Source organism: Cesiribacter andamanensis AMV16 (genome assembly GCF_000348925.1).
Taxonomy (GTDB): domain Bacteria; phylum Bacteroidota; class Bacteroidia; order Cytophagales; family Cyclobacteriaceae; genus Cesiribacter; species Cesiribacter andamanensis.
Genome location: NZ_AODQ01000128.1, coordinates 1 through 12519 on the forward strand (window position 1 = coordinate 1; position 12519 = coordinate 12519).

Genomic DNA, 12519 nt, shown 5'->3' on the forward strand with positions numbered 1-12519 from the left:
TGACCCACAGCCTTCAGGCCTATTTTGGCCGGCAACTGTCCCGGGCGCAGGCCGAAGACCTAGTACAGGAAACCTTTATCACTGCCCTGCAGGAGTGGCAGCAAAAGGGGGTACCGGATAAGCCAAGAAACTGGCTTTATCGGGTCTGTAAGCATAAAAGCCTGAATGCGCTACGCCAAAACCCACATCGCTATCACACAGAAGTTGGCCCTGCGCCTACAGCGTTGGAAGCACAGCGGCCGGAAACGCTTTACCTGGACCATGAGATTTCTGATAGCCAGTTACGGCTGCTGTTTGCCTGTTGTGCTCCCGCGCTGGCTCCAAAAGGGCAGCTGATATTAACGCTAAAACAGGTATCGGGCTTAAAAACGCAGGAGATTGCCCATAGCCTGGGCATGAGGGCAGCGGCAGTAGAAAAAGCCCTGCAGCGCAGCAAAGGGGTACTGCAGCGGCAGAAGCAGGGCCTGCAGGTGCCGTTTGCCGAGACGGCCCGCCCGCGGCTGGAGGTGGTACAGCTCGTTTTGTACCTGATGTATAGCGAGGGCTACAGTGCCAGCAGCGGTGCGGATCAGATCAAAAAGGAATTGTGCCTGGAGGCCATGCGCCTTAGCCGGGCCTTGCTGGACATCCCGGCCCTGGCCTGCGCCGGTTCAGAAGCGCTTTTCGCCCTGATGCTGCTGCATACGGCCCGCTTTGGGGCCAGGAGCTCAAGTGCCGGAGCCATTACTGAGCTGGAGTTTCAGGACCGCAGCCTGTGGGACAGGGACCTTATTCATCTGGGCATCGTCTACCTGAACCGGGCAGCTGCAAAAGCCACCCCCAATCGCTATCTGCTGGAGGCGGCCATTGCAGCCCAGCACTGCCTTGCGCCCACCTTTACGGCCACCAACTGGTCCCTGATCCGGGGATTGTACCAGCGGCTGGAGGCAGTGCACCCCTCCCCCTTTGTTCGGCTTAATGGCTGTATTGCCCTTCTTTATGCGCAGGGGCCACAGGCTGCCCTTGCATCCCTGGAAGAACTGGCAACCCACACGTATCTAAAGCACAACCACCTATTGCAGCTCGGCCTGGCCAAAAGCTGGCAACTGCTTGGAGATACCGAAAAAGCAAGGGTGCATTACCAGCAGGCCCTTGCCGCTACAGCTATAGCGGCAGAAAAGGAATTTATCTCCCGAAAGATTCTGGAACTGGAGAGGATAAAGGCCTGAATAGCGGTCTAAACCCTATACCCTTTTCTTTTCCTTCGTTGTGTTTACTTCTCTGTTTGCTGCTGGTCTGTCGCCGCCAGAGCTTGTAGCGCTGGAAACCGGCTTATCCACAAAATAGGGACCGTAGCGAATGCCCCACTGAAAAATGCTTTTGAGTACAGGCTCCAGCGACTGGCCCAGGGGGGTGAGCGAGTACTCAGAGCGAGGCGGCACTTCGGCATACAGCACCTTATTGATAAGGTCATCGGCCTCTAGTTCTTTGAGCTGCTTGGCCAGGATACGCTCCGATATGCCGTTGATGGCCCGCTTGAAATCACCAAAGCGCTTGGGACCCTGATGGAGCTGCCAGAGAATAATGGTTTTCCAGCGACCGCCTATCAACTTTAAGGTGTAATTTACCGGACATTCCAGCAATTCCTGTTCTATGGGAGGATGGGAAGAAGAAGAGTCAGCATTCATAGCTTACAAAAAGTAAGTTTAAAAAAGACGCTTACAGGCATTGCTTACAAAAAGTTAGTAAGCAATCAGCAACGCCAGGTAACGGTTTTTGGTAGGGGGAGCTGAAGAAGAATGTTTCCCGCCTCCGGCACTATAGTAGCAAAGAATCTTAAGCTATTCAGTCGGAATCAATAGGCTACTCTGCTCCCTTACCTAACTGTAAATTACTAAAAAGGGTGCTGCTCCGCAAGGCCTGCCGGTAATGAATAAAGGGGCAGAAAATGAGCAGACTTTACTTTACCGAGGCGGGACGCAGCCATTCCAGCCAGGCATCGGCTACTTGGTCCCAGTGGTAGCTATCATAGTCAATTTCGCCCTCGGGGGTGTTGCCAAAATAATGGTGCGTAAGTCCTTCAAAAACCAGAAAACGAACAGTAGGCGTGCCATGTGCATCTGCCTGCTTCTGCAGAGCGCTAAAAGAGGGAGCATTTTCAGCTTCGCTCCCCCATACCACCAGCACAGGCTTGTGCAAGCCCAGCAACAGCTCGGCAGGCGTTTCGGCCGGTAGGCTTCTCTGCACGCTCAAATTTGCCTGCTCAGAATCCAGGCTATCGGCCTTTGAATTGGTGAGGCGTTCCAGCCGCAGGACAGAATCGGGCCAGGCCTTAGCTATACCGCCAGCTACTGCCCCTCCCTCAGAAGGAACCCCACCGGAATAAATAAGATGGGTAACCTCAGGCGCCGCTGCTGCCAGCTGTAGCGCCAGCAGGCTACCCTCCCCATGCCCGGCTACTACCAGCTGGTTAGTGGAAATCCAGGTTTTGGTGCGAAGCTGGGCAAGAACGGCCAGGTTACGGGCCAGGTAATAGGCCGCCTGGTTACGCTCCTGGTACTCCTGGGGAAATGCAGCAGTGGTGGGGTCATGGTAGGTAAAGTCATCCTGAAGCGCCTCTACTTTTGCCACTACCGGAATAAAGGGTTTGCCAATGATGGCCAGATGGTAGTGCTGGAGGAGTTCTTCGGTATGGAAGGGAAAGGTGCCAAAAGCTCCCTGCTCATCATAAATAATCAGGGGAATGGGCAATTCGTCCTGTATATACAGAAACAGGGGTTTTTTCTTTTGCTCTTCTCCCGGGCGGGAAAGGATAAGCACATTAACAGGGTCTTGTTCAAAGGCCAGGTTCAGGTGCCTGAACCCAAAGTCCTGTGCTTTTTTAGGTTGGGCATAGCCAGTGGTCAGGGCAAAAAATCCGGCAAGAACCAAGAATAACCGAAACATGGGGGAGATAAAAAAGGGGCTGCTGCTGGTTGTAAAAACGAGCAGCAGCCCCAAAAGTTAGGCAGGAAATCCCCTTCTGTAGCAAATTATTTTTGCCTGGCAGACAAAGGGATTATGGGCAGTGGGAGGGCCGGGCTGTTTACTCTCCCAAAAGTTGCTTTAGCTCCTTTTCAGAAACCTGCAGCAGGCCGGCCTTTGGCAGGCGACGGGTCATTTCCTGCCAGTTCTTGTCTTTCTTGAAGATCTTTTTGAGCATGGCAGCGGCCTCGGCGGTTTTGCCCCCATTGGCCAGGGTAATGGCATGCCAGTACTGCATCTCAATGTTGTTTGGAAACATCTTTTCTGCCGCCGTATATTCCTGCATCGCTTCCTGCATATTTCCTTTTTCAATGGCCAGGTCGCCGCGGTTCATGTGCTCATAGGCGCGGAATACCCGCAGCAGGCGCTCCAGCTCCTGCAGCGGCTGGGGGTTATCATCTACCCGCAGGTCAATAAGCTTGTCTTCCCAGGGCTTGTTGCTGCTTTGGCCTTTCACCACCAGAATGGCGGCCGACTGCTGGCCCCGGATATCGCCTCCGGCCGCCTGCCCGGCCTGCATGGCGGCCAGCACCCGCTCGGCCAGAGGCAGGTTCTTATTCTTCTCAAATGATTTTGCCATGGCGGGCCACACCTTATCATTCAGCATCATGTTGGCCTGTACCGAAAAATTGGTGCCGCTGGTATGGCCGGCATAGTCAACGCATTTATTGCCGGTATGCACCGCAACCCGCCCCTGCGGGTCAATAATGGCTACCTGCCGGTATTCCCGGGCTTCATCATCGCGCAGCAGTTCATCCAGGACCTGCTGGGGGCTTTTCCCCTCCCTGAGCAGGGCAAGGCCGCGCGGCCCAAAGGATACATTGGCAAACGACTGGGTAGCAATGGCGCCCACGCCGGCTTCGGCCCAGGAAACCACTGTACCTACACTAAACCAGTGGCTTTGTACCCCTACGGCCATTTCGCCGGTGGCGGAATCTCGGGCTACAATGGAATAGGTATGCGCAAAGGGGTCGGCAGGTTTGATCATCTGGGCAAAGAGGTTAGTGGCACAGAGGCTGATAAGCAGGCTGAAAAAAAGGGTTTTCATAGGGTAACAGGAATAGCGGTAAAAGGCTTAGACAAGAGAGTTCAGGAGGGCTACGGTTTCCCGTACATGAGCCTCCGTGGTGGCATAGTTAGTGATGCAGGCCCGCAGGCTGTTGATCCCCCCAATGCGGTAGACCGAAATCCAGGCCTGACCCGATTGGATCAGCTGCTGGCTCAGGGCAAGAGCAGCCCCCTCATTCTGTGCAAAATGGGGCTTACCAAAGCAGGCAATGGGCAGGGGGGTATCGTTGTACAGCAGCCAGCCGCTTTTCTGCAGCTCGTCCTTCAGGCACTGGCCTACCCGGATCTGCTGCTCAATCACCTCCCGGTAGCCCTCCCAGCCCAGCATCAGCAGTGCCAGGTACACCTTCAGGCCATTAAACCGCCGGGACCATTGAATGGAATGGGTAAAGGGGTCGGTAATGTCCAGCTGGCTGGCTTCTTTAGGCATATAGTCGGCCGTGGTGCGGAAGGAAGCGTCCAGTATGCGGGGGTGGCGGGTCAGGTACATGCTGGTGCCCATGGGCAGCGACATCCACTTGTGGGCATCAAAGGTAATGGAATCGGCCAGGTGCAGGTCCTGCAGCAGGTACTGGTGCTGCGGGCTTAAGGCCAGTGCACCGCCATAGGCAGCATCGGCATGCAGCCAGAGGCCCCACTTTTTGGCCAGGGCCGCCAGGCGGCCCAGGGGATCAAATGCGCCAGCCCCGGTAGTACCCATGGTGGCCGCCAGCATAAAGGGGCGTTTGCCCTGCTGCAGGTCCTGCTCCAGCTGGGCTTCTACCTGCTCGGGCATCAGCTCCAGCCGCTCATTTACCGGCAGGGCCCGTACCCCCTCCAGGCCCAGGCCGCTCACCCGGGCCGCCTTCAGCAGCGAATGGTGGCTTTCGGCCGAACAGTAGAGGACCGGCTGCCCCTCTGCCCCCCGGATACCCTTGCTGGCATAGTGGGGGAAAACATGATTCAGGGCCGTTTGTACAGCCGTAAGATTGGCCTCGGCCCCACCACTGGTAAATACCCCATCGCAGCTTTCTTTCTGCCAGCCAAAGCGGGTACCAAAGGTCTGCACCAGCAGATTTTCTACCTCTACGGCAAAGGGGGCATGGCTCCAGGCCGCCATCTGGGGGTTGTAGGTAGCGGTAATGGTATCGGCCAGAATACCGGGGAAAGCCGCCCGTGGGTTAAAAAGACCGTAATAGTTGGGATGGGGGGTATGCACCAGGTAGCGGTCCAGGCCATCCAGCACATGGCGGAGGGCCTGCTCGGCTGGTAGGGCCTGCTGAAAAGAGGTATGCAGATAGTTGCGGATGGCGGCAGGCTCCAGCGGCGGGGCTACGGGCCGATCGGCCGTATGGGCATAGTACGCCTCCAGCTGCTGGTGCAGAAACGACCAGATCTCCCTGCGGGACTCCTCGCTGAAATCGAAGTTCATGGGCATATACAGTCAGTATCGCCTAATATACGGGCTAATTCCAAAGAAATGCAGCAAAGCCGATTGGGGAGCGGGAAGATTCTTTTGGTAGCCGCAAAAAAATAACCTCTGCTGAGAGGGCAGAGGCTATTTGTGGATAGGATGAAGAGTAGTTTCAGTTTAGTCTGCTTCGGCCAGTTTTAGCAGCAGGCGCATAAGTTCAATGTAGAGCCACACCAGGGTAACCAGCAGGCTAAAGGCCGCATACCACTCCATGTACTTAGGCGCTCCGCTGGCAATACCCTCCTGGATCAGCGTAAAATCAAGCAGGAGGTGCAGGCTGGCAATCCCAATGACCAGCAGGCTAAACCCAATGCCCATCCAGCCCCCTTCATGGATATAGGGGAGCTGCTGCCCAAACAGGCTTAGAATAAAGGATAGGAGGTACACAGCGGCAATAGCCAGCGTTGCCAGAAGCAGCACGGTTCTAAAGCGCTGGTTTACCCTTACCCACCCCTGCTGGTAGACCAGGAGCATAAACAGAAAAACCCCACCGCTCAGCCCAAAGGCCTGAAAGGCTACCCCTTCTACCAGGCTGTCGAGCAGCAGGCTCAGGCAGCTCAGAAACATACCCTCTAGCAGGGCATAGACAGGTGCGGTGATAGCGGCTTCCCGGGGATTGAAAACGGTGAATAGTGCCAGCAGAGAACCGCCCAGGGCAGCAATAAGCAGTAAGGGGATGAGGGGCGCCAGCTCCTGCCGTACCAGCAACCAGCCAAGACCAGCTCCTGTAAATACGATCGCCAGCAGTACAAAGCTTTTATCCAGGGTACCTTTGAGGCTCATGGCACCGGCCTTATCAGGTGCCAGGCTTCCGGAAAAAGCCTTTTTGAGGGTAGGGTTAGAAGATTTCATGGCCGTTTTGGTTTGTGAACTACCTTCAGCAGGAGGGGGTGTAAGCTACGTGCCTCCTTTCTCTTTTATGCCCTTTGCTGCCCGGTGTCATCAGTGGAAGTGAAGAAAACCACAAAAAAATCCTGAACCGGCCCTCGGGCGATTCAGGATTTTGATCATGGTTTATAGACCGGAATTCTTAGTCCCGGCTGGCCAGTTTTGCCAGCAGGCGCAAGATCTCCATATAGAGCCATACCAGGGTGATCAGCAGGCTAAAGGCTGCAAACCATTCCATATGCTTGGGCGCACCGGCTGCAGCGCCTTCTTCAATAAAAGCAAAATCAAGTACCAGGTTCAGCGCGGCAATTACCACTACCACCAGGCTAAAGCCTATGCCAATAAGGCCCGACTCATGGATGTAGGGGACCTGCATGCCAAACAGGCTCAGGGCAAAGGAGAGTACATACACCAGCGCAACCGCACCGGTAGCTGCCACCAGGCCGGCTCTAAATCCTTCTGTAGCCCGGATGGTGCCTGTTTTATAGGCCACCAGCATGCAGATGAATACACCAAAAGTAAGGCCAACCGCCTGCAGGGCAATGCCGGGTACCGCTATTTCGAAGAAGAGCGTGATAGCGCCCAGAAAAATACCCTTCAGCAGCGCATACACCGGCGAGATGGTTTTGGCAAGGGCCATTTTAAAGGCGGTAACCACCGCCAGCACCAGGCAAATAATGCCCGTACCCATCAGCAGGGGACCAGCCGGGAGCAGGCCACCGCTTACACAGGTCCAGCCAATGGCAGCACCGGCAAATACGATCAGGATCAGCAGAAAGCTTTTGTCTACTGTTCCTTTTATGGTCATTACGTCGGTCTCTTCGGCATACTGGCTTCCCGAAAAGGCTTTTTTGAGAACAGGGTTGCTGGAACGCATAGTGATTTAGGGGGTAAGGGGAACGATTTATGGGGTCCAATATAAGGGAAAGCACATAACAACTGGTATAAGCACCTTTAAGGTGTAAGGAAATAAAGAATTTTATAGCGCCTTGGAGGAGCCTGCAGGGCAAAAAGGCGCCAGAAAAGTAGAGACTGGAAGCTAGCTTCTGGTAAAAGAATTCCCCGACAGACTCACTAAAGCGGCAACACAAAAAAGCCCCAGTCACCGGTAGGCAAATGGGGCTTCACATCTAAATTTTTTAAGTACTCAATACTCAATACTCAATACTCAATACTCAATACTCAATACTCAATACTCAATACTCAATACTCAATACTCAATACTCAATTAAAATGCTTCAGGCGGATCACTTCTTTCTGGCTCAGGTAGCGCCACTCGCCACGCGGAAGGTCTTTTTTAGTAAGGCCGGCGTAAATAACACGGTCCAGGCCCAGTACCTCATACCCCAGTGATTCAAAAATACGGCGCACAATGCGGTTACGGCCAATGTGCAGCTCTACACCCACTACCGTTCTATCGGGCACCACATAGCCGATCTCGTCAATGGGGGCCGGGCCGTCTTCCAGCTCCACGCCGGCCTGTACTTTTTCAAAGTCCTCTTCGGCAAGGGGCTTGTCCAGCAACACCTGGTACACTTTTTTCACCTTATGGCTGGGGTGGCTGAGTTTTTCGGCCAGGTCGCCATCGTTGGTGAGCAGCAGCAGGCCGGTGGTATTGCGGTCCAGGCGGCCTACGGGATAGATACGCTGCTCGGCAGCATTGTCTACCAGGTCCATCACTGTTTTACGCTCCTGCGGATCGTCGGTAGTGGTGATAAAATCCTTGGGCTTGTTCAGCAGCACATAGACCAGCTTTTCGGGGTTGATCTTTTTGCCATTGTACAGAACCGTATCGCTGCGGCTCACTTTATAGCCCATCTGGGTAATGACCTCTCCATTTACCTTAATCTGCCCGCTGGCAATCAGCTCATCGGCATCGCGGCGGCTGCAGATACCGGCATCGGCTATGTATTTGTTCAGGCGGATGCTGGCCTCGGTATGGGATGTTTTGGGTCCCTTGGTGCGGATCTTGCTGAAGTCATAGGCAGGAGGAGTCGCCATTGGCCGGCTGGCTCTCCGCTCAGTCAGTTCTTTTTTTTAAAAGGGGTGCGGGGGCGGCTGTCAGGCGATTGCTCGCTGCGCGAACCCTCGTCCCGGCGACCATAGCTGCGCGGAGCCTCGCTGCGGGCACTGTCGCCTCCCCGGCGGGGGTTGTCCTCAAAGCGGTTGCTGCTGCGGCCTTCTCCGCGGAAACCGCCTGGTTTGGCGCCTTCCGGTCTGGAGCCGTCCCGACGGGGACCGTCCGGTCTGGAACCCTCTGAACGATATCCGCCTTCCTTGCGGGGTCCGCCAGTACGACCACCCTCTGGACGGAATCCTTCGCTGCGGCCTTCAAAGCGGCTCTCGCCGCGCTTGCCTCCGCGGCTGTCATCGTCGCGGCGGTTGCCCCAGTTTTCGGAGCGGGGGCGGAAGTTGGGTTTGTCGCCATAGGAGCTGGAGCGGCGCGGGCTGTCGCCAAAGTCCTCGCCTTTGCTAAAGCGGGGGCGGCGCTCAAAATCCGGCTTATCGCCGGCAGCGCCCGTGCGGCGTCTTGGGCTGTCCGTACGGGGGCCGTCTCCACGGAGGCCGTTACCACGGGGGCCGTCTCCACGGGGGCCATCTCCACGACGGGCATCACCGCGGGGGCTGTAGGGCCGGTCGCCCTCGTCGGAGGAGCGAAAGCGGGGTCTGGCCGAAAAATCATCGTCCTGCTTGCGGTAGGCACCGGGGCGGCGGTTGCCAGAGCGCTCGCCATAGCCTTCGCCCTCAGCGGAGCGTCGGGGGCGGCTGGTGCCGGCATCCTGCTGGGCAGGGCGGTAGCGGCGGCCGGCTTCGTCGCGCTGTTTCCATTCTTTGTTATCGTCCGGATCCAGAAGTGGGGAATAGCGTTTATCAGAGAAACCCGCTGCTCTTGTTCCTTCATTTGAACGAGGGCGACGTGGCCGCTCGTTGCGTTCTCCTCCGGCTTGTTTCGGAGAGAACTTGCGGTTGGGTTTATTCATCGAATAAGGTTGGTACTTCTTATGGTGTAATCGTATGGGCTAGTGCGTAGCAAGGGGGAACAGCTCCAGAAGAGTTTACTGTTCTTCGCCTATTTTGTTATCGTCGGCCGAGAAATCTTTGGGTGTGGGCAGGTCTCTGAGGCTGTTTAGGCCAAAGTGTTCTTCAAATTTGGGGCTGGTGCCATAGAGCAGGGGCCTGCCAATGGAATCGGCTTTTCCTTTTATCTCAACTAATTCTTTCTCAAGAAGTTTTTGAATGGTGTAGTCGCAGTTTACACCGCGGATCTGTTCTACTTCGCTTTTGGTGATCGGCTGTTTGTACGCAATGATGGAAAGCGTTTCCAGCGCCGATGTAGAGAGGCGTTTTTTCGATTGCTGTTTAAGCAATATGCTAACGCCGGCAGCATAGGCCGGCTTGCTTAGAAACTGAAAACCCCCGGCAAGCGCAACAAGTTCAAAAGCATAGTCGGGGCTGGCGTAGCGCTCCTGCAACTGGGCCAGGGCGCCCTGTATATCTTCCAGGGGTACCTGGGCCCCAAACATCTCAGAGAGCGCAGCTTGTATGTCGGCAGCCGCAAGGGGTGCCGGAGAGCAGAAGATCAGCGCTTCTACATGATTTTGCAGAAAGTCCAAGCGAATTTTTTAAGAATTCTTGGCCAGCTTGGCTTCTATGGAGTGCATGGTATGGGGTACAGCCCGCAGGCGCTCCTTGCTGATGAGTTTGCCGGTGTCTACACAAACCCCATAGGTCTTGTTCTTGATGCGTACCATGGCACTTTCCAGCTGGTTGATGAACTTCTGCTGGCGGGCGGCCAATTGGGTAAGGCTTTCGCGCTCGGCTGCATCGGCTCCGTCTTCCAGCATCTTTACAGGTCCGCCGCTGTCAAGGGTATATTCACCGGTTTTATTGAGTGTTTCCTTGATGTACTTCAGCTCCACCTTGGCCTTGTCCAGCTTTTCCTGGATCAGGCTTTCAAACTCCTTAAGATCTTCGTCTGAATACCGTACTGTTGCTTCATTCGCCATGTTGCGTGCTGTTTTGCTCCCTTACTTAACACAATTCAGTTTAAAAAAGTCAATTCTCCTGCAATTAACAATGCAAAAGCTATGCCTGCTATTGTTGACAAAAGTGCTTAGGCGCGCAAATATCGTTTTTTTTCTTGAGATTCAGAAATAAATAAAATTTCTTAGGCCTCTTCTGCCGCTTTTTCCAAAGGAAGCAGGCCCAAGGATCTATAGACGTCTATTTATTCTTTACTGTATGGATCTGTAGCCCCCTGGCAAATGAGGATTACCAGCGCATCTGAAGCCTTTCAGCAGGGGCGGGGCGGATAAAGCCGCCAAAGAAAATGAGGGCATGAAAGAAAGGGAAGAATTAGTGGCCAGGCCAGACAGGCGGGGCCAACAAAGGAAGCGGAGCTCCAGGCTGCACCGCAGGGCATAAAGCCTGGGAGGAAAAACAATCCTACAAAGTTACGCAACCGCCTCTAATCTGGCCGACGGAATGAGCATAAAAAAGGCTGCCCCAGGGCAGCCTCTCCAGTTTAATACTCCAGCTGATGCTTCATGAGCTGAAGGCGTTTCTTGAGGGCATCCACCTCAATGCTAATGCCATACTTCATGCGAATGTAGCGCCGCACAGCCTCAAGCTTACGCCCGCGCTGCAGCGCTTTTCCCAGGGTGTTATCAATAATGCAGTTCATAAACAGGTGCTTGCTAGTAGTAGGAGAGTTGAAAAAATTGAAAGAGCTTTAGTGCTATTTCAACTATAAACAGTACGTTCTGTTTGGGCAAAAAGTTCCTATAACCAGCTGCTGACAACCACTGTTTTTCGCCATTTTTGCCGAAATCCATCCCTCCCCCACACGGATAATACTACAATATAATACCCATTTCTTACACGCTCGCCTGCCGCACTGGTGCCGCTCCATTGAAATACCCCCTCCTGCCCCAGCAGCTGGTTATTGGCCAGGCGCACAACCTCGCGCCCGCTGGCATCTAAAATGTGCAGCGAGCCGCTGAGCCCCGGCTGAGGCAGCTGATAGTGAATATGTGCAACATCGGCAACACCATCGGGAGTAGGCTCCAGCACCTCAGGCGCTATGTGCAGCACCTGCGTACCACCGGCCATAGGTGCGTAGCGCTGGGAGTTGGCCCGGCCAGGCGTGCCATAGGCAGGGGCCGATGCCGAGCTCCAGTTGGCCGGTAGCAGGCCGCTGCGCAAGGGGTCGATGCGCTCCAGCGATACCCCCTTGGTGGTGGCCAGCAGGGGATGATGCAGGGCGGGCGAAAACGCCACCGCCTCTGCCAGCGCTGCCGAAGGGCTCAGCAGCACCAGGGTATCTCCGCTATTGCGCAGCGCAGGCAGATTGGGGAGCTCCAGCAGGCTGTGAGAGGGTGTCTCCGGATAGGCTTCCAGCAGGGCGGCAGCAGTACGGGTGAGCACCAGATAGCCCTGTGGGGGAAGCAGGAGCAGGGCATCCGCAAGCGCTAGCGTACTGCGCAGCTGGCCCTCCCGCAGCCCAAGGTACCAGCCCTGCAGGTTGAGCATATGAGGAGTTGGGTTGTGAAGCTCGATCCACTCGGGCTCGTCTACTTCCGGATCAAACATGATCTCGTTGATCACTACCTCACCGGCCTGGGCTGATTTGGGGCGAATAAGGGGAGCCTCGGCCGTTGTGGTATTACCGCTGCAATCCTGCAGGCCAGCGAGCAGCACCGTGTAGGAAATATGCTTTGAAAGGGGTTCGCTCAGGCTGATCACCAGCCGGTTTTCCTGCTGGCGAACTGGTCCCAGGGCATGGGCAGGCTCCAGCCGCAGCTGCAGCTCCTGCAGACTGGCAGGGTTCAACGCTTCATCAAAAATCAGCACAAGCTGCTGTTCGGGCAGGGCCAGGGCCTGCAGCAGCTGCGGGGGCTGCTGGTCTTCGGTGGTGTTGAGCCTGGAGTTGGGGGCTGCGGGGGTTGCTCCTTTGGCATCGGCAGAGGCCTGCCAGTTACCGGCAAAGCTGCACTGCAGGTAGGGGTTGATCTGCTCCAGGCTCCAGCCCCCCTCCTGTTTGCCGGCCTCCCGGTACCAGGCAAGCGAATAGCTGAGGCTGTCCAGCAGGCGCCCGCTGGGGCTAT

At 55.5% G+C, this 12519-nt stretch carries 13 protein-coding genes; 1 reads left to right on the forward strand and 12 read right to left on the reverse strand.

Annotation, left to right across the window (positions count from 1 at the left end; translation table 11 throughout):
• A partial coding sequence (locus ADICEAN_RS17385; RefSeq protein WP_051068897.1) for an RNA polymerase sigma factor occupies positions 1 to 1208 on the forward strand: 1208 nt, incomplete at its 5' end.
• 15 nt (positions 1209 to 1223) lie between these two features.
• Here the strand turns inward: ADICEAN_RS17385 and ADICEAN_RS17390 are convergent.
• From ADICEAN_RS17390 to ADICEAN_RS17435, 12 genes are all read right to left on the reverse strand, one after another.
• Positions 1224 to 1667, reverse strand: coding sequence for a winged helix-turn-helix transcriptional regulator (locus tag ADICEAN_RS17390; RefSeq protein ID WP_009196961.1), 444 nt, complete (start codon positions 1665 to 1667; stop codon positions 1224 to 1226).
• Between the two features lie 271 nt (positions 1668 to 1938).
• Positions 1939 to 2925 carry an alpha/beta hydrolase family protein gene (locus ADICEAN_RS17395; protein WP_009196962.1) on the reverse strand — a complete coding sequence of 329 codons (987 nt, stop codon included), beginning with the start codon at positions 2923 to 2925 and terminating at the stop codon, positions 1939 to 1941.
• A gap of 139 nt (positions 2926 to 3064) precedes the next feature.
• Positions 3065 to 4051, reverse strand: coding sequence for a DUF1028 domain-containing protein (locus tag ADICEAN_RS17400; RefSeq protein ID WP_009196963.1), 987 nt, complete (start codon positions 4049 to 4051; stop codon positions 3065 to 3067).
• A gap of 27 nt (positions 4052 to 4078) precedes the next feature.
• Positions 4079 to 5482: a pyridoxal phosphate-dependent decarboxylase family protein gene (locus tag ADICEAN_RS17405; RefSeq protein ID WP_152426501.1), complete on the reverse strand. Its 1404-nt coding sequence runs from the start codon at positions 5480 to 5482 to the stop codon at positions 4079 to 4081.
• A 159-nt stretch (positions 5483 to 5641) separates the two neighbouring features.
• A complete protein-coding gene (locus ADICEAN_RS17410) occupies positions 5642 to 6376 on the reverse strand; it encodes a Bax inhibitor-1/YccA family protein (RefSeq protein ID WP_009196965.1) in 735 nt (244 codons plus the stop codon).
• A 178-nt stretch (positions 6377 to 6554) separates the two neighbouring features.
• Positions 6555 to 7289: a Bax inhibitor-1/YccA family protein gene (locus ADICEAN_RS17415; protein ID WP_009196966.1), complete on the reverse strand. Its 735-nt coding sequence runs from the start codon at positions 7287 to 7289 to the stop codon at positions 6555 to 6557.
• A gap of 347 nt (positions 7290 to 7636) precedes the next feature.
• The gene (locus ADICEAN_RS17420; RefSeq protein ID WP_009196967.1) at positions 7637 to 8413 is read right to left on the reverse strand and encodes a pseudouridine synthase; all 777 of its coding nucleotides are present in this window, start codon (positions 8411 to 8413) and stop codon (positions 7637 to 7639) included.
• Between the two features lie 23 nt (positions 8414 to 8436).
• Complete coding sequence (locus ADICEAN_RS22055) at positions 8437 to 9393, reverse strand: hypothetical protein (protein WP_009196968.1); 957 nt, start codon at positions 9391 to 9393, stop codon at positions 8437 to 8439.
• Positions 9394 to 9468: 75 nt separating this feature from the next.
• Entirely contained in the window at positions 9469 to 10026 is a 558-nt protein-coding gene (scpB, locus tag ADICEAN_RS17425) for an SMC-Scp complex subunit ScpB (protein ID WP_040397929.1), read from the reverse strand.
• A 9-nt stretch (positions 10027 to 10035) separates the two neighbouring features.
• Complete coding sequence (locus ADICEAN_RS17430) at positions 10036 to 10419, reverse strand: TraR/DksA family transcriptional regulator (RefSeq protein WP_009196970.1); 384 nt, start codon at positions 10417 to 10419, stop codon at positions 10036 to 10038.
• Positions 10420 to 10937: 518 nt separating this feature from the next.
• Positions 10938 to 11096, reverse strand: a complete 159-nt coding sequence (locus tag ADICEAN_RS22915) for a hypothetical protein (protein ID WP_009196971.1) — start codon at positions 11094 to 11096, stop codon at positions 10938 to 10940.
• 98 nt (positions 11097 to 11194) lie between these two features.
• The coding region (locus ADICEAN_RS17435) for a lamin tail domain-containing protein (protein ID WP_040397931.1) at positions 11195 to 12519 on the reverse strand (1325 nt) is incomplete at its 5' end.

Coding starts and splice junctions, on each gene's coding strand:
- ADICEAN_RS17390 (WP_009196961.1), bottom strand. CDS start 1,667: ATGAATGCTGACTCTTCTTCTTCCCATCCTCCCATAGAACAGGAATTG.
- ADICEAN_RS17395 (WP_009196962.1), bottom strand. CDS start 2,925: ATGTTTCGGTTATTCTTGGTTCTTGCCGGATTTTTTGCCCTGACCACT.
- ADICEAN_RS17410 (WP_009196965.1), bottom strand. CDS start 6,376: ATGAAATCTTCTAACCCTACCCTCAAAAAGGCTTTTTCCGGAAGCCTG.
- ADICEAN_RS22915 (WP_009196971.1), bottom strand. CDS start 11,096: ATGAACTGCATTATTGATAACACCCTGGGAAAAGCGCTGCAGCGCGGG.
- ADICEAN_RS17430 (WP_009196970.1), bottom strand. CDS start 10,419: ATGGCGAATGAAGCAACAGTACGGTATTCAGACGAAGATCTTAAGGAG.
- ADICEAN_RS17420 (WP_009196967.1), bottom strand. CDS start 8,413: ATGGCGACTCCTCCTGCCTATGACTTCAGCAAGATCCGCACCAAGGGA.
- ADICEAN_RS17405 (WP_152426501.1), bottom strand. CDS start 5,482: ATGAACTTCGATTTCAGCGAGGAGTCCCGCAGGGAGATCTGGTCGTTT.
- ADICEAN_RS17400 (WP_009196963.1), bottom strand. CDS start 4,051: ATGAAAACCCTTTTTTTCAGCCTGCTTATCAGCCTCTGTGCCACTAAC.
- ADICEAN_RS17415 (WP_009196966.1), bottom strand. CDS start 7,289: ATGCGTTCCAGCAACCCTGTTCTCAAAAAAGCCTTTTCGGGAAGCCAG.
- ADICEAN_RS22055 (WP_009196968.1), bottom strand. CDS start 9,393: ATGAATAAACCCAACCGCAAGTTCTCTCCGAAACAAGCCGGAGGAGAA.